The sequence below is a fragment of the Leptospira stimsonii genome, assembly GCF_003545885.1.
Classification (GTDB): domain Bacteria; phylum Spirochaetota; class Leptospiria; order Leptospirales; family Leptospiraceae; genus Leptospira; species Leptospira stimsonii.
Window position 1 is genome coordinate 24,268 of the sequence record NZ_QHCT01000001.1, and the last position, 16,030, is coordinate 40,297.

The 16,030-nt window shown below is 39.6% G+C and carries 15 protein-coding genes and 2 pseudogenes; 4 read left to right on the top strand and 13 right to left on the bottom strand.

The window, feature by feature from the left end:
- Positions 1-2 precede the first annotated feature (2 nt).
- The 4 genes from DLM75_RS00050 to DLM75_RS00065 form a co-directional block, all read right to left on the bottom strand.
- Complete coding sequence (locus DLM75_RS00050) at positions 3-1,538, bottom strand: Ig-like domain-containing domain (protein ID WP_241547787.1); 1,536 nt, start codon at positions 1,536-1,538, stop codon at positions 3-5.
- A 134-nt stretch (positions 1,539-1,672) separates the two neighbouring features.
- Positions 1,673-2,269, bottom strand: coding sequence for a tetratricopeptide repeat protein (locus DLM75_RS00055; RefSeq protein ID WP_241547788.1), 597 nt, complete (start codon positions 2,267-2,269; stop codon positions 1,673-1,675).
- A gap of 7 nt (positions 2,270-2,276) precedes the next feature.
- Positions 2,277-2,843: a hypothetical protein gene (locus DLM75_RS00060; protein WP_241547789.1), complete on the bottom strand. Its 567-nt coding sequence runs from the start codon at positions 2,841-2,843 to the stop codon at positions 2,277-2,279.
- Between the two features lie 95 nt (positions 2,844-2,938).
- Entirely contained in the window at positions 2,939-3,502 is a 564-nt protein-coding gene (locus tag DLM75_RS00065; protein WP_118966551.1) for a tetratricopeptide repeat protein, read from the bottom strand.
- 226 nt (positions 3,503-3,728) lie between these two features.
- On the opposite strand from DLM75_RS00065, the gene DLM75_RS24530 reads away from it, so the two are divergent.
- Positions 3,729-4,385 (top strand): MORN repeat-containing protein, encoded by a 657-nt coding sequence (locus DLM75_RS24530; protein WP_241547790.1) that lies wholly within the window; start codon positions 3,729-3,731, stop codon positions 4,383-4,385.
- A 39-nt stretch (positions 4,386-4,424) separates the two neighbouring features.
- Positions 4,425-5,519, top strand: a complete 1,095-nt coding sequence (locus tag DLM75_RS24535) for an SH3 domain-containing protein (protein ID WP_174715061.1) — start codon at positions 4,425-4,427, stop codon at positions 5,517-5,519.
- A gap of 170 nt (positions 5,520-5,689) precedes the next feature.
- Here the strand turns inward: DLM75_RS24535 and DLM75_RS00075 are convergent, their stop codons facing one another.
- The 7 genes and pseudogenes from DLM75_RS00075 to DLM75_RS00125 all read right to left on the bottom strand — a co-directional run bounded on the left by DLM75_RS00075 (position 5,690) and on the right by DLM75_RS00125 (position 11,417).
- Entirely contained in the window at positions 5,690-6,757 is a 1,068-nt protein-coding gene (locus DLM75_RS00075) for an SDR family oxidoreductase (protein WP_118966552.1), read from the bottom strand.
- Between the two features lie 35 nt (positions 6,758-6,792).
- Entirely contained in the window at positions 6,793-7,716 is a 924-nt protein-coding gene (locus tag DLM75_RS00080) for an MBL fold metallo-hydrolase (RefSeq protein ID WP_118966553.1), read from the bottom strand.
- A 258-nt stretch (positions 7,717-7,974) separates the two neighbouring features.
- Positions 7,975-8,166, bottom strand: coding sequence for an inner membrane CreD family protein (locus DLM75_RS24920; RefSeq protein ID WP_429945402.1), 192 nt, complete (start codon positions 8,164-8,166; stop codon positions 7,975-7,977).
- Positions 8,115-8,582 (bottom strand): annotated as a pseudogene (locus DLM75_RS24610) (inner membrane CreD family protein). Before DLM75_RS24610 ends, DLM75_RS24920 begins: the two are co-directional and overlap by 52 nt.
- Positions 8,530-9,240: pseudogene (locus tag DLM75_RS24925) on the bottom strand (inner membrane CreD family protein). The pseudogenes DLM75_RS24610 and DLM75_RS24925 overlap by 53 nt, the downstream one beginning before the upstream one ends.
- A 154-nt stretch (positions 9,241-9,394) precedes the next feature.
- Positions 9,395-10,279, bottom strand: coding sequence for a hypothetical protein (locus DLM75_RS00120; RefSeq protein WP_241547791.1), 885 nt, complete (start codon positions 10,277-10,279; stop codon positions 9,395-9,397).
- Between the two features lie 28 nt (positions 10,280-10,307).
- Positions 10,308-11,417: a catalase family protein gene (locus DLM75_RS00125; protein WP_118966561.1), complete on the bottom strand. Its 1,110-nt coding sequence runs from the start codon at positions 11,415-11,417 to the stop codon at positions 10,308-10,310.
- Positions 11,418-11,762: 345 nt separating this feature from the next.
- Between DLM75_RS00125 and DLM75_RS00135 the strand changes: the two genes are divergently transcribed.
- Together DLM75_RS00135 and rdgB are read left to right on the top strand one after the other, a co-directional pair.
- Positions 11,763-12,101, top strand: coding sequence for an STAS domain-containing protein (locus DLM75_RS00135; RefSeq protein WP_069606120.1), 339 nt, complete (start codon positions 11,763-11,765; stop codon positions 12,099-12,101).
- Between the two features lie 8 nt (positions 12,102-12,109).
- A complete protein-coding gene (rdgB, locus tag DLM75_RS00140) occupies positions 12,110-12,703 on the top strand; it encodes an RdgB/HAM1 family non-canonical purine NTP pyrophosphatase (RefSeq protein ID WP_118966563.1) in 594 nt (197 codons plus the stop codon).
- 12 nt (positions 12,704-12,715) lie between these two features.
- Here rdgB and DLM75_RS00145 read toward each other — a convergent pair whose 3' ends face one another.
- Positions 12,716-13,162 carry an LA_3696 family protein gene (locus DLM75_RS00145; protein ID WP_118966564.1) on the bottom strand — a complete coding sequence of 149 codons (447 nt, stop codon included), beginning with the start codon at positions 13,160-13,162 and terminating at the stop codon, positions 12,716-12,718.
- A gap of 283 nt (positions 13,163-13,445) precedes the next feature.
- On the bottom strand, positions 13,446-15,686 hold the full coding sequence (locus DLM75_RS00150) for an adenylate/guanylate cyclase domain-containing protein (protein WP_118966565.1): 2,241 nt from the start codon (positions 15,684-15,686) through the stop codon (positions 13,446-13,448).
- Positions 15,687-16,030 lie beyond the last annotated feature (344 nt).

The following is a 16,030-nucleotide window of genomic DNA, read 5'->3' on the forward strand; positions in this document are numbered from 1 at the left end:
TTTTAAGGGTCGAAAAATAAGAACTCCAAGTCGTTATTTAAAATATTATCATTGATATCACGGATTCCCGATGCACCGCCACGAATCGTAAATTTATATCGAACTTGGTTTCCAGAAACACCCCGAATTCTTACCTTAATACGTTGTGGGTTTGCGGATGGCAAATAATCCAATTGATCGATTCGTAAAGCGCTCGTAGTTGGACCTCCGGAAACATAATCAATCGATATATTACCTGCTGAAAAAACATCCCCGTCTCCGAATGTTCTCAAAGCCTGAGCACCGGACGTATTTAATAATAATTCGAACTCGTATTGCTGTGTACAGGTCGTATTCGGATTAATAGGATAAATAAAATTAAGATCTGGAATCAACGGGACTGCCAAATCAACGGCAGGAAGAATTACGCATGTACCATCAAAGGTGCGGCCATTGGATCCCGCAAATTGAATGGATCGGCTGTCATTCGGATTATCCACCAAAAAATCGATTATGTAGCCGGTGAGCAAATTCTGACCCTGCAAGCTTTTTGCTGTATTAGAAATTTTTAATCGGTATGTAGCCTCCGACTGTAATGGCGACCCCGGAGTAAACTTAACGAGACTACCAGAAACCCATTCGAATTGTCCGGAGATCGCCGGACTGAAAGAAATGGCATTCATTACAGATTGTTTATCCATCGGTTCAGAAAAAGTAAAGATAAAGTAATCGTTCTTAGAATTTCCAGCGATAACGGGATTAGTTGCCGGATCGGGCAAAAAGGTAGCAGGCCACGCGGTTGTGAACATCGTCGGTTGTACGGTCGGCCGTTGCGAGGCAACTCCGGTGCTAAAGGAAACAATATAATCTTTTGCTAATGGAATCCCGGATTGACTTTTCGCGGAAGTGGAAACTCGAAGGGTATATGTAGTTCCGATTTCCAAGTCAGCTTTTAATTGTAAAGTTACGGACGTTCGAGCCGCATTCCAAACAGCTAAATAAACTGCCGGACCACCGGATATCGAAATTGCACTATCAGTCGTTGCCTCATCCATCGGTTCAGAAAAATTAATCACTGGACTAACTGACACACCCCATCCCGTAACAATGTTTCCGGTATATGCCGGCAATGAAGAAGTCACCGTTGGAAGGGCACCCAATCCTTCCGTATAAAAATGGCTAAGAAAATTCTTTGCCATTAAGTTTTGATCCTGATCCCTCACCTGAGTTTTACTCAGGGCCACTTCATAACGTTTCCCTTCCGTTATACCGCTTTTGAATTCCAAAATAAGTCTCGTATCGAAAACCCAATTCGGTGTAAATGCAGTATTTCCTCCGTTAGCCGTAACCGATACAGCGGCCTCGGTAAAAATTTTGTCCATCGGTTTGTTAAAATCGATGATAATGGAAGAGTCCTTTGCAACATTAAACGTATTATCAAGAGGGCTTATTCCGACAATTTCAGGATATGCATAATAACTTTTCCATTCTAGACCTAATTGCGCGAGCAATTTCTCCTCGCCAGAATGTCCGCAACCGATCAAAAAAAAGGAAGTCATGCAAATTTGAATCGGCCAAATATGTAATTTAAGAACGTTATAGAAATTTTGGATATGGCTCTTTATCATATATTTTTCATTTTAGTTTGCAAAAGAAGAATCATTTCATTCTGGAAAAAAATTTGGTATAGGACTCATTCTCTATTTTGCGTTTGTTCCGACGCTCGCTCTTCCAATCCTGCTTTTCTGTAGAGCTCCGCTAAGTCCCGATGGATCTTATCAAACTTTCTTTTTATTTCCAAAGCTTTGTGATATTCTAGAAGCGCTTCTTTGATTTTTCCTTCTTGTTCATAGGCTTTTCCCAAATAATAGAGGGCATCCACCTGACTATCATCAGACTGTGTAGCATAAACTAAATGTTGTTTGGCTTCCTCTTTCTTTGTGCCTTCGTTTAATAAAATGCGCCCTAACCAAGAATGTGCATTTGAATTTCCCGGAAAATCACTCACGACATCTTCGAAGACTTTCTTTGCGTCTTCAAATCTCCCTGAATAATAGTATGACTTGCCTAACATAATTCTAGAAGAGATAAGCTTCTTGTCTTCTTTCGAAGCTAACTCAAATTTTTCGATCGCGGTTTTTAAATTTCTTTCGGAATAAGCTTGAACACCTTCTTTGTAAAAAGTAAGTGCATCTTCTTTAGAGGAACAAGATAAGAATACCGGGAGAAATATTATAAATATGAAATATTTTATTGATAAGAGAATTTCATCTTTCCTTAGGTTAGTCATGATACGTTTAATCCCTAATTACGTTATTGATTGCGTTGTATTTTATCTGCACAGAATTGTTCTTCTTAAGGGTACCTACGACTTCTTTCTTTTTTTCGTTCCGGATTTCGTAGAGCTTCTTCCACTTTAGATATCTTGCAGTGTTTTCTAATTTTTTCTTAGCTTCAGTCTCTGAAAGACCAACTGGTAGTTTATTCTTATTCAAATTATAAAAATCCTCGATATCTTTTTCTCTGATCTCGATATCAGGAAAGTTATTATTGGTTTCAAAGACACCGGATTTTTTATCCAAGTAGTAAGCAATAATTCCTTTGCGAATATATGGCCAAAGATATGCGGCCGCCTCAGGGCTATTTAAATCCAGATCGGCTACCGCATCCTTTAAGATGACAGTATCTTCAACATATCTATTTAAATATTTTTCGAGCTCTTCAGGTTGAGGAAACTCCTGTTTAAGTTCAAAATGAGCTCTTTCAAAGACGAGCTCATCCCGAAAAACCGCGGCAGAATAAGGAGCGCCGTTTAAACTGAATAATTCGGGTTTTCCAGTTCTCCTCTCGAGTTTAGTTTCCACAAACTTTTCTAACGGATAACTTTTACCGCAAAAAGAGAACGCGAAGAATATGAATAAAACGTAAACAGAAAAGCATAATGCTCTTGTTAGCATTCTCAACCCTTCTTCAACTCTTCTATTTTTGCCTTCGCATCCTTCTTAGGTTTATCATATTCCTGCGGAGCGACTTCGATAAATTTCATGTAGTTCGCAATGGCTTTCTTCTTATCGCCTAAGCGCGAATAAACGATGCCCAAGTTGAAATAAGATTCCGAAATTGAAGGATCGATTCCAACGCTTTTTTCATAGTTCAGCGCGGCTTTCTCGTTGTTCTGTTGCTTTTGATAAGCGACACCCAGATTATAATGAGCTCTTGCGTAGGAAGGATTCTTTTCCAACGCCTTGGCAAAGTGAATGATAGCTTGCTCTAACTTGCCTTCATTGAGAAAGGTAATACCGACATTATTGACATATTCTGGCGATTGAGGATCTAATTTAACCGCTTTTTCGAAATAAGCGCGCGCTTGAATGAGATCTCCCCGACTCAGTGATGTCAAACCTTGTTGATTTGATTCAAATGCTTTTGATTGTTCTTCCATTGTTGGCAAACTGTCTCCGAAGCAATTTACGGAAATACCGAAAAAAACCACAAAAAGAATGATTAACGTTTTTTGACTCATATTTCGTTTCTAAACTTCCTATTTAACCAACATTCTAAACGATTATTGGTTTCCTAACTAATTTTCGAAAAAAGGATTTCATAAATTGAACTCTCTTAGAACTTATTCTCATTAAATCCTAAAAATTAAAGCGACGGCAAGTCAGATGAGACATAAAATTCTCGAAAGCATACGAAAGACTTTCTCAAAGATCAGAATCCTTACTGGAAATGGACTTACCTTCATTATGCAATTTGCGAAGCGTAGGAAAATCCTTTTCACCTTTTCCGTTCTACTCTTACTCTTCCTTGGAACTATTAGTATATACTTCCTGTTCTTTCGTTCGGCCAAATGCACGTACGGAAATTGCAATTTTGGTTTCGGAGCAAAAGAATTTAGAAACGGCACACGTTATGCCGGTGAGTTCTATTCTGGCAAATATAACGGTATTGGCACGATTCGAAATCCTGAGGGTCACTCCTATGAAGGAGAGTGGAAATTAGGAAAGAAGCATGGAAAAGGAAAATACGTTTATCCTGACGGAAGCATCTATCAAGGAGAATTCGTTGAAGACGTTAAACAAGGGTTAGGTGTTTTTATATGGCCCGATCAAACAAAACTCAGTGCTCGTTTTATAAACGGTGAACCGGAAGGAAAAGGAATTTTAATTCTTCCAAATGAAATCGAGTTCGTTGGCGAATATAAAAACGGAATCATCTACCAAGGAAAGGGAATCTACGTTTATGACGATGGTTCTAAATATATGGGCGAATGGCTACAAGGCAAGAGACATGGTAAGGGAACTCTTTTAAGTGAGACCGGGAATATTCTTTTCATCGGAGAATGGGAAAACGACCATCAGAAAAAAGCAATGTCCCTAAACGACGCAAAAATCAAAAAATAATTTCTTGAAAACTTAAGGGCTTTGATCCAGTTTCTTTAAATGCAAAGAATACTCATACAATCACAGCCCGTATTTTTAAAAATCGCGTTAGCGGCTCTTTTCCTATTCTTTTCCGATTTCGTATTCGCTGAAGACAAACTTTCTCCAAGATACGTACTCACTTTCGAAGGAAAGCTAAACGTTCGAGAAAAGCCGAAGGACGGAAAAATACTCTTTCAACTGGATAAAGGTGAAAGCGTCTGGATCAAAGAGGATTCTCAATTTGAGGAATGGCAAGAAATCAAAACAAAAACCGGTGCCAAGGGTTTTGCCGCTTCCGAATTTCTCAGTAAAAAAAAGCCTGAAGAGTTGACGGATGCCAAACTTTTCGGATCCATCAAATCCAGCACGGAAGGTTCCTGGTTTCGGTCCTTAGCGATCAGAGTCAAAAATCAATGGTTGTCCGCGAGCGATCATTCCGCAGAAACTTATTTCTTAGAAAAGAAGAAGATTCAGGAAAAAGAAAAAGCGATCGCTTATGAACGCACAAATATCGCGGGTGAATTTTTGCCCGAAACGAAAGAGATCACGGGTTGTCAGGAAATTAGAGTGATCAAAGGAAACTTCAACGCGTTTCGAAAAATCGATACGTATCAGGATTCCGTCTTTGCTATTTTTGGAGCTAAGATCGGAGATAAGGTTCGATCGGATCGTTACAATCCTTCGGAAAAAATTTCAAAAATCATGGATGCGTCCGCTAATTCCATTTTTAAAAAGAAACATCCGAACAAGGACGAACTTAAATTCTTAAAAAGGGGAGATTTTTATACGATCAATTCCCCTGGGAAAAAATACATCTTCATTCGATACGCGATCAAAAAGGAGCCCGAAGAGAAGTCCTATTACGCGGCTTTATACGAATTGAATGGTGAGGAGCTCGGCAAAAAAATATTCGAAAAATTTGATATACTCATGAACGAACAGGCAATCTACGGAGGGCAATATCATTTTATCGATGCCCTTGACCTAGATGAAAACGGAACCCCGATTTTAATTTTCCACCACAACGGCTACGATGGCTATATAAATGAATTCTCTAAAATTATCAACGGTAAATTGGAGACTTTATTTTTGGCGGGCGGGGACGCTTGTTAGGTATTCATTACCTTAAAACAGTCTTTTCGAACTTTTCGATAATAATGATAGAAAGATTTGTAGTTTCCTTAGAACTCTGCTCCATTCTGAAATACGAATATTTGAATTCTACATTATACGATTCCTATGATACATTTTTCTCATAGGAATCGATCTTCTTCTCAGGATTCTTATTTGGATAACATATTCGAAGAAACGATCTGTTCAATATGCTCCGCAAAAGTCTCCGAAATAGGTCTATAAGTCAGTCCTAAATCTTTTTTACTGTAAGAATGATCCAGCGCAAACGGAATTCCTACGTTACGCGAAATATAAGGCCATGACAGCCCGAAAAATGGCCCTATCAAATACGTTATAAATTTTGGAAGAGCTTTCTTCGGAATCGGAAAACGATTTCCGAATTTCTCTCGAATCTTTTTGGCAACATCCAAAAATTTCAACGTCTCCGCAGAAACGATATGTCTCCCGCTCGCAGAAGGAGTAAATCCCGCTAAAATATGGGCACGCGCAACGTCTCTCACGTCTACAAATCCGATCATCATATCCGGAACTCCCGGAGCAAACTTGCCGTTGATCATCGAGAGCATAAAGTTCACACTCGTTCCGTCCGCTCTTTCGGAAAGAGAAGGTCCCATAACAAAGGAAGGATTGATCGTAACCAAGTCCCATCGCGTCTGTCCTTCCGCAATCTTCCACGCTTCCCTTTCCGCGAGCGTTTTAGAATAGGGATACGGCTGATGAGTAAGACTGCTGGTTGTATTCCAATCCGCTTCAGAAAGACGATTGTCCGGATGATTCGCCGAATCGCTGTTATCTCCCATGATAGCCGCAACACTCGAAGTCAGTACGATCCTTTTTACCGAAGGGGATTGGTTCGCGGATAAGAGAACATTCTTCGTGCCGAAGACCGCGGGTTCCACTAATTCTTTCTGCGGGTTCTTCACTCCATCGATAAAAAACGGAGATGCTGTATGAATGATCAGCTCAACTCCCCCCTTCTCTTGAATCGCATTCAAAAACGAACCTTCCCTTAAAAGGTCCGCTTCGAAAAATTCCAATTTTCCGGGAAAGCGTTCTCCCAATTTGAGTAGATGGGAAATTTTTTTAGAATCGCCCTTATCCCTCACGGTAGCCCTCACCGAAAGTCCGTCTTCCAATAAATATCGAATCACCCAGGAAGCGATATAACCCGCCCCTCCAGTGACAAGAACGGGTTTAGAACGATCTATTTCTTTCATACAAATTCTCCGCTAAGCGTTCCTAAAGATAAAAATTAATTACGATTTCCTGATATACTTTGATGTCCGGGATGAACTTGGATTCCGGGATATTTGGAAGCGATTTTTTTCAAAAAAGCCAAGGCTACAGCATTCTTCTCCAAGTCCTCAGTAAAGTCTCCCGGAGGAACTTGGTTTTCCCAACCCCAACTTGTATGGCAAGAATCTCCTAATACCAACTGAGGACCGGAAGAACTCTTCACCAAAAAAGCAAGACTTCCTCGCGTATGACCTTCTAGATGAAAGATGAGAAGCGACTGATCTCCGAAGAAGTCAATCACTCCCGGAGAATTCTCCGTTTCTTCAAACTTGAGTTCAGAAAGATTCGGATTCTCACCTAACACGTTATCGGTGGTCCCTTGAACAAATACGTTGATGAATCTTTTTCCGGTAGACTCCTTAGGGCCGACGAAGATAGGAAGACCGGGAGCGAAGTCTTTGGTTCCCATGATATGGTCGAGATGCATGTGGGTTAAAAAAATTCCTTCCACTTTTTTAGGATCTTTTTTGAGCCATTCCTCCACAGTAATCTTAATCTTTAAAGTAGCGGTTTTCATCGCGGAGGCGACGATGGAAGAAATGGGCCATTCTTTGGGATCCTTTCGAAACTCCTTGGAAATACCTGTATCGATCATATATCTTCCGAATTTAGGATGATCGATCACATAAAAATAAATTTGAATGGGCTCCGAACCCGGTTTTAAACTCGCGGCCTTCGGATCGTTTAGATTAATTAAGCCAGCCCGCTCGACTTCCCAATCTGCCGCTACGAACTTCTGAAAGACAATCGATCCCTTTGTATCCTGATTCAAGTTCTGTAAAGAGAATGTTTTGCCGAGTTGAACCTGCTTGGATTGGTGAGAAGTCACCGCACAAGAAACGAAGAAGAATAGAAGTGAAATTCTAAAAATATATTCCATATCCTTAGAATTCAAATTAAAGCGAAATGAGCAAGGTCAATTTGAAAGTCGTTTGCGAAAAAACAGAAACAAAAATTATAGAAAAGATTTTTTTGGGAACCTATTCCGAAGTCGAATGTCTTCAAAAAACGATTCTATCGATTCCCATTGAGGAAGCGGTTGAATCAAATAAGCCGCGATCTGTATTCGACGAAGAATATTCCGCCTCAATAGATCCGTAATCTTAAATTAAGTTCGGTCTAAAATTTCATAATTTTTTTACTTAAAATTTCGATCGGATTCTAAATCCTGAATACTTCCGGTGAAATATATCGCGAGCAGAACAAACAATCCCAACGTTCCGACGAGCAATGTAAGATCCTCCAGTTGCAGGATTACGAAAAATAAAACATAAAAACCTAATATGATTCCGACTGCCACGAGAAAAACCAATTCCCTCTTGAAAAACACCCTTGTAAAAGCGTAGCGAAAGCGAGTTTCAAGGAACAGGAAATCCAATAAGATACGTTAAACGGGATGTGTTCGGTTAATGATAAAAGAAGAATAGAGAAAAGCAGAACGGAAAATTCCAAAAGAAGACATTGTATAAAATGCAATCTTACCTACTTAAATACCTCGATAAAAAAATAAGTTATAAAAGTTAATAACAAAAAGAGTTCGATACATTTGGAAGAGCGGATCGTCCTATGATATTCATCGACCGGTAGAAGAAAACGAACCCCGAACGTAAAGTTTTGAATCTGGTCCGTTTCAGAAGCTCCTATAAAATCTGGGGAATAATTTCGATTCAATCCAAAGACGTTCCAGGTCGCTTTAAAAACATGTATCGTTGATTTCCCTGAAATCGGGAAAAAAATTCCCTTCAAAAGAAGGAGTTTTCCAAGGGGAGCTCAAACTCACCTTCGTCTCCTTGGTATAAGTAGAAAATATAACTCCTTACTCCCGTTAAACATAAGTTTAACGAAAAAATCTTTCCTACGACTCGGGATCCCAAGGGAATTTGACGTTGACTCTTGAAGCGAATACATCGGCAGTTCACGTTCCCGATCCCATCTCCTTTTTTGTATCCCCGATCTGAATTGTAATTTGTTCTCGTATTCCTTTTACGTCGCTGATCCCCAAGCGAAGGAAATACTTCCGACCAAATAAGATCCTTATTGGAAATCGAAAGAGAATGCTGGTCGCGAGGAGAAAAACTTCCTCGAATTTCAAAACGGATGGATACAAAGCAATCACATAGATTCCTCTGTATCTTTTTTCCGGTTTCAAAGAACCGTTAATCTAAAAATCCTCAAGAAGAAAGTGCGCATAACGTAAAATACTTTCATTCTCACCGAGATCGTTTTTCATCGTATCGTAAAAACGAACGGACACCAACTAACCGCCGATGATTTGAAATTCCCTCTACTTGGAAGTAACGTCTTTTTTCGCTTCATTTCCCGTTCTTTCCCTCTCTTGGATAAGAGAAGAAACCAAAGAAGACGGAATCAATAGTAAATGCGCTAATATCCCTATTCCGATAATTCGAAACGCAAGAGAATTTCTAAACTAGAATAAAAGTCCCCTGAATCAGTGTCTTTACGTCCCAGCTTGAAAAATATAGTGAAACTTAAGTTTGTCAAGATTTCAGTAACGCAACCACAAAGAGAGGACCTTCGATCAATAAGTCAACATTCAACTAACGTGAAATCACCCATTCGCCTTGAATCTTGGACAAAAAGAGCGGAATAGAAAAACCAATTTTCTTACTTTCAATCGGACTGTTCCCTGCTTTCGTAAAAACCGAAACTACTTTGTTATCCGCAATCAATTGATATTGAAGATCGTTCAATTCAAGTTTATCGAGTTTCCCTCCCACGCTTTTCAAAATACTCTTCACACCCTTTTTCAGATCCTTAATTTCCTCATCCGGAGAAATGTATCTGGCTCGGGCAAATTCCTTTGTTCGAAACTCCATCAACTGAAGAAGTTTCTTCTCGTCTTTCTTTTGAAATCCATCGAATAAATCCGTAATCAACTTTTGGATTTTTTCCTTATCCTCCGCATTCAATTGAATTACTTCTGCGCTTTTCCATAGATCGGAAGGAGGAATTTCCGTCGGCGTAAATGTGATTACCTCTTCGATAGGAAGTTTAACTTTTAACCCCGTTGCTTCCTCCCATTCGTAACCCGCAATTTTCTGACCTTCGTCCGGAAACTGTCCCTTTTGTCCGAGGTAAAGAACCGCTTTGATGCGAGGCGCAACTTCGTCTTCCTTTCTTTTCTTAAGACCTTTCACTTTGATCTTATTGACTCCGGGAAGAATCCATACATTGAGATCGATCTGACCGCTAACGTCGTCGCCTTTGGATTCGGAAAGAATCGACATTCCGTTAAATTCAATCGATCCGATCACACCCATCTTAGAATAGACAAGGTTGTAATAACCGCCTTGAGTTTGGGAAAACAGAGAAGCGGTCAAAAGAAAAAGGAATACAATAAGAGCCTTTTTGCTAATGCGAAATCCATTCTTACAAACCAAAAAGCGCATAAAGGAAATCTTAAAATCGAATCGATTGTTCATAAAATTCTAATACTTCCTTCTAACAAGTTCACTTCGTAGGTTCGATCGGTTTGACGCCGTTTTGATCTCTTCTATATTTCGAGATCGTTTCGTAAGCAAGCTTTCTGACACGATTGATTCCGCCTAACGGACGATGTTCCGGCAAACTGTGCCAAGGATTGAGAGAAAGGTTTTCACAGAATCGATCTTGTTCGGAGGTTGCAAACTCCTGAACTGGAATTTCAATCTTTGCGACGGAGACAAAAGGAGAATCTTTTTCGTTCCAATGAACCGCCGGATCTTCCACAGGCATTGCGATCGGATTCCCTTGTTTTTGAATCAGAAACTCGAAACAAGCGGACTTTTCCTTAAGATGAGAAATCATCGTTTGACGAAGATAATTTTCCGCGGGAGAATCCGGAAGCTTAAGCTCCTTTGTTTCACAAGGTCGCGCAGAATATTTGACAGCGAGCGATTCTTTTCCCAATCGATAAGGAGTCGTACTCCAATAACGAATTTCTAATACGTCTGGAATTTTTTTCCCTCGGATCGAAATGGATTCTTTCAACGCAGTAAGTTTCCAATTCCAAGGCATTCCGCCGAAAAAATAAGACATCGGTTTTTTTGCAAACGCCGCTTTGAAGAGCGAAAGATATTCTTCCGGTGCGCCCGCCGGTAGAACCGGGTGATTGATCAAAAGAAAATCCTGAGTTCGTTTTTCGTCTTCCGCCAACTTAGGCCCGTCCACTCCCATCAGCTTGATTCCCATTCCTCGGATGTCTCCTTCAAAGTCCGGCTTTTTCGTAATCGATCCGTTCGAGAATCGAATCCAGACCGGATACGTTTTAGGAGAATTGAATATACCATATTTAAATTCTTCCGGAACCTCTGAGGAAACGCTAAACATGCCCTTCACACAACCGTGTGCAAACGGATGAGCATCTCTCTTTGCCTCTGAACCTTTCGGATATTTTTCTTTCAAAGAAGAAATCAAAAGGGAAAGCGTTTCTTGAGTAGTATTTTCTTCTCCCGGAAAAACGAACTCCGCACCCGGTTGTGTATCTTGAGGAATCGCAACTCGAGGCCCTTGTCCGACCCAAAACAACAATACGAGTAAGAATAAAATTCCAACTGTTATAAATCCGATTTTCTTTAACATCATTTGCTCCGACAGACGTGAATTATCTCGAGGATACAATCATAGATTTTGAAAAATTCCTCACTTTTATTTTGAAGCCTTCCTCCCTTTTGCATTCAAAAAAACGGACGATATCCAAAGGAGAAAAAAGGAGGACCTCATGATTCTCCTTTGGTTCCGATTTGGATGGATAATCTGATAAAAAAACACTAAGCAAGAAGAGAAGAAGGGGCGAAACCTTCGATTCTGTATCAAGTGACATAGAAAACGCCGGATTTGTAAAAAAACGGGTCAAAAATCCCATTCCGGTTTAGTTTTTTAGTTGAAAAACCGAAATCTAACAGCCACAGAAGTAACGGGACACCCATGGAAATAACCGTACAAGACGATATTCACATCATTAAAATTGCCGGATCGATTCTTCAATCCGATAGTGAAGAATTAGACAGAAACCTGAGTGAACACAATTTTGACCCTAGTCCGAAGATCATTATCGATCTTACCGAAGTGAGTCATATCTGTTCGACTGCGTTAGGCATCATTGTCTCCTACAAGAAGAAATTCAAAAGCGCAGAAGGTGATATTATCATCGTTGTGAACGACGAAGATCTTTTACAACTTTTTGAAATTACGATGTTAGATAAAGTATTCAAAGTGGTCCCGAACATTGAAGACGCTTTTGACGAATTCAAACTAAATCGTTAATTCGCTCCTTGAAGCAACTCGCGCTCGCAACAAACAATGCGCACAAAGTAAAAGAGGTAGGTTCCATTCTCGGAGAACTCGGCGTTCAAATTCTTACACCGAAGGATTTGAACGTTTCTTTCGAAGCGGAAGAAACCGGCTCCACCTTTGCTGAAAACGCACTTATCAAAGCCAGAAAACTTTTTCGTCTAACCAAACTTCCCTCGATTGCCGATGATTCCGGAATTTGTGTTTCAGCGCTCGACGGAGCTCCGGGAGTTTATTCCGCAAGATTCGGAGGAGAAGGACTGGATGACAAAGGAAGAGCGCTTCTTCTTTTGGATACGTTAAAGGGGAATCCGAATCGAAACGCTCACTATACTTGCGTAATCGCATACGTGGATGGCAAAATCGAGAAAACGTTTGAAGGTAAATGCGAAGGAATCATCTCCGAAGAATACGATACCGTTGGACCCTATGGATTTGGCTACGATCCTGTTTTTATCTTTCCATCATTCCAGAAACCCTTTTCCCAAGTTCCGGAGTTGGAAAAAAACCGGGTTTCCCACCGGAAAGAAGCCTTAAAAGGACTTCTTTCCTTTTTAAAAAGTGATTCGACTTAATCCTTTGGTATATTAGAATTTCACGATTATCGAAAATACTCCGACCAATCCGATCATCGCCCCAAAGATCCATCTCGTCTGTGTTGCTATCATTTTATGTATCTCCGATATTTCCGATTTCATTTCAGATCGATGATCGGCAAAATCCGCGCGAAGATCTGCGAACTCCAAGCGAAGTCCTGAAAATTCGGATCGAAGACCTACAAATTCCGAGCTGAGTCTTGAAACGTTGGATCGGAGATCTGCAAATTCCGATCGCATTCCAGTTATCTCAACTTGAACTTGACTCGCTTCCTTCGAAATTCGATTTTCCAATTTCTCCGTCAAGATTTCGGTTGTATTCGCTTGACTGTTTCCAAAGGATTCGTTCAGAAAATCGACGAATTCAACCGTTCCATTCGGACCTAAAACCTCTCCCAAACGTGCGGGAATATTTTGTACTAACGCTGGCATAACCATAGATGGCTCCTTAAATAAATTTCAGGCAAGAATTTTTCTTTCTCCCTAATGATCCCAGTTCCCGTGCGCGCTCAAAACATTCTTATTTCTGAATATTTTTTATATTCTTCTTAAAATAAATTTTAGAATTCCTTTCCTCCCGAAACGAAGAAAAATATAAAATTTCAATTCGAGTTATAATTTAAAAAGATAGGAGAACAGAATCGCTAAAAATAAACTTATCATCCGATCTCAAACCGAATTCTCATTTTGAAGATAATTCCAAAATGAAAGATCGAGCCGATTAGACCGCGTTATTCCAGCTGTGTCTTGCACCTTGGTTCATTGCTTGCTCGCAACGAAGAATATACAAATGTGTGGCTCTATCATCGACATTGATTTCTTGCACCTTTCTCATGTATTCTATGCAACTTTCATAATTCTGTTTCATATATTCGAGAACGGCTTTTTCAAAAATAGGCTTTGTATATAATTTTAATTCTAGGAGCGAAGGCTCCGAACCGTCCACGATTTCATAGACACAAAGATGATCGCTTTTTCCCTTCACTGTGATCGTATCCAACAAACGATAATTGTATTTATCCGGATCCGGAAGTCGATACATCGTTTGTTCGCTGATAATAATTTTAGAACCGTAGATTTTTGTTAAACCTTCGATTCGGGAGGAAACATTTACCGCGTCCGATATTACGGTTCCTTCCATCCTTTCATCGCTTCCGATCGTACCCAACATCATTTTTCCATAATGGATTCCGATTCCGATCGTAATCGGCATATAATTGGATTTAAGCCTGTGCTCGTTATAAGTAATCAGATAATTCTGCATCTCGATCGCCGCATCCACCGCGTTCTCAGGACTTTCCTGAAACAAGGCCATGATTCCGTCACCGAGATATTTATCTATGTAACCGGAATGGGACTGAATGATCGGGTTCATTCTCTTTAAATAGGAATTGAGAAAGTTAAAATTCTCCTCCGGAGTCATCTTCTCCGAAAGCTGTGTAAAGGATCGGATATCCGAAAACATAACGGACATTTCTTTTTCTATCTGGTCTCCTAAACTCACTTCTAAGATGGAATGTTTTCCTAAATTATTTAAGAATTCCTTCGGAACAAAACGAGCGTATGAAGTATAGAGTTTTGTTAATTCTTCATTCTTATTGTATAACTGTTCGTTTAGAGTTTCGGTTTTGGAATGAATCTGCGAAAAACGAATTGAAAGAGAGAAAGCGATGGAAAATAGAAACAATAAAAATCCCAACTCCATAAAGGAATTGTGATTAATATAACCCATATATGAAATAAAACCGTGGACGAGGAAAACCAGGAGTATAAAAAAACCGATCAACAAAACCTTACTTTCATATCGATTCTTACTTAGATTTCGAACCGTGTGATAAAGTCCGTAGAAAATGGAAAAGAAGATATTCACGATGGAAAGTGGAAGTAGATTCCTCCAAAAAAGTCCTATAAAAGCAAACTCGTTTCTCCCCAAAAGGATAGGAATGTAGGAAAGAATAAAACAAACATAAATTACGGATGCGAGAACGATAAAAAGTCCGGAAAGAATTGAAAGCTTGGATTTAAAAAAATTATGAAAGAATAAAATCATAAAGACGGAGAAAAGAATAATTCCGGATCCGTTCAAGAATTGATTCAACCACGCATCATTATAAAACCAATAAGTGATCGTCCTGTAACCGAAAGTTTGCATTGCTCCGAGAAGACAAAGGATTCCGAAGTATAAATAATGCCGTTCGGTCTTTCTAACGGAATAAAATAGAAGATGATAAAAACCGCTGAACGCAAAAAAACCGAAAAGGATGGAGGCCCAGATCAAGTGGAGATTGAATCTTTTCCTAATATTCTGCTCCAATCCTATATAAAAATCAGTTAACGCAAAACCACCCAATCCGCCCGCGCTTCTGATTCTTACCGAAATTACGTTCGGAATTCCTATTTTAACGAGTGAAGAATCAATCGTATAAACGTCATTCCTCGTATCCGAAACGACGAGATTCCCGTTTTCAGAAATCTCTCCTTTCTTACCGATCAAACGACCGTTGAGAAAAAATTCATGTGCGTTTTCGATATAAGGAATCATGACAGCGAGATTCTTGCCTTCATATTCGGGTGAAAGAATGAAACTCATCCGAAACCATCCTACTCCGTCATACTCGTATCCTTCCAAGTGCCAACTCTTAGCTACTTCAAAAAAACTCCAATGAGTATGGAAGTAATTCGGCATGGAATAGGAAGTGTCATCCAATGCCTTGAAATACCAGCTTCCATTCATCGAATAGTCCCGATCGGGAGAATTCATTTTTAACGTTCCGAGTTCTACCTGGGCTTTTAACTCAGGAGAAAAAAACGAGATAAGAAGGAAAAGTAAGAATGAAAGAAAGAATCCGGAAGCGATTCCATCGGGAAATAGAAGACCACGATTTCTGTTTGATTTTGTTCGGGGACAAAGAGGTCGTTTTTTTTCTACATGGTCTACGAAAGTAGGCTGGTTCGAATTCATTATTTTTAATTCTTATTCCGATTTTAAGCAAATAAGATAAAAAGAGAAAATTCTAAAATTCGAATTGGAACGTATCGGTTGATTCTAAAGAATCATCTTTGCTCTTTTTATCTTTATCGAATTGTAAATAAATTTCATACAAAAGCGACTGCATTTATAAATGAGTTTTGAACAGAATCCATTTCGCATTAATACTTATAAGTTTGCAACTCGCCGCGTAATGAAATGGAAAGAGTGTGTTTTAACTAAGACGACTTGAAATGTGGATGGAATAAAAAGGCCTATTCCGATGTTTCGAAATAGGCTTTGATTCGTACGATTCGAAAAATCGAATCGAAAATACG

What these genes read in the sequence shown, in the direction of transcription:
- DLM75_RS00050 (WP_241547787.1), bottom strand. Translation starts at nt 1,538, where the DNA reads ATGACTTCCTTTTTTTTGATCGGTTGCGGACATTCTGGCGAGGAGAAA.
- DLM75_RS00055 (WP_241547788.1), bottom strand. Translation starts at nt 2,269, where the DNA reads ATGACTAACCTAAGGAAAGATGAAATTCTCTTATCAATAAAATATTTC.
- DLM75_RS00065 (WP_118966551.1), bottom strand. Translation starts at nt 3,502, where the DNA reads ATGAGTCAAAAAACGTTAATCATTCTTTTTGTGGTTTTTTTCGGTATT.
- DLM75_RS24530 (WP_241547790.1), top strand. Translation starts at nt 3,729, where the DNA reads ATGCAATTTGCGAAGCGTAGGAAAATCCTTTTCACCTTTTCCGTTCTA.
- DLM75_RS24535 (WP_174715061.1), top strand. Translation starts at nt 4,425, where the DNA reads ATGCAAAGAATACTCATACAATCACAGCCCGTATTTTTAAAAATCGCG.
- DLM75_RS00075 (WP_118966552.1), bottom strand. Translation starts at nt 6,757, where the DNA reads ATGAAAGAAATAGATCGTTCTAAACCCGTTCTTGTCACTGGAGGGGCG.
- DLM75_RS00080 (WP_118966553.1), bottom strand. Translation starts at nt 7,716, where the DNA reads ATGGAATATATTTTTAGAATTTCACTTCTATTCTTCTTCGTTTCTTGT.
- DLM75_RS00120 (WP_241547791.1), bottom strand. Translation starts at nt 10,279, where the DNA reads ATGAACAATCGATTCGATTTTAAGATTTCCTTTATGCGCTTTTTGGTT.
- DLM75_RS00125 (WP_118966561.1), bottom strand. Translation starts at nt 11,417, where the DNA reads ATGTTAAAGAAAATCGGATTTATAACAGTTGGAATTTTATTCTTACTC.
- DLM75_RS00135 (WP_069606120.1), top strand. Translation starts at nt 11,763, where the DNA reads ATGGAAATAACCGTACAAGACGATATTCACATCATTAAAATTGCCGGA.
- DLM75_RS00145 (WP_118966564.1), bottom strand. Translation starts at nt 13,162, where the DNA reads ATGGTTATGCCAGCGTTAGTACAAAATATTCCCGCACGTTTGGGAGAG.
- DLM75_RS00150 (WP_118966565.1), bottom strand. Translation starts at nt 15,686, where the DNA reads ATGAATTCGAACCAGCCTACTTTCGTAGACCATGTAGAAAAAAAACGA.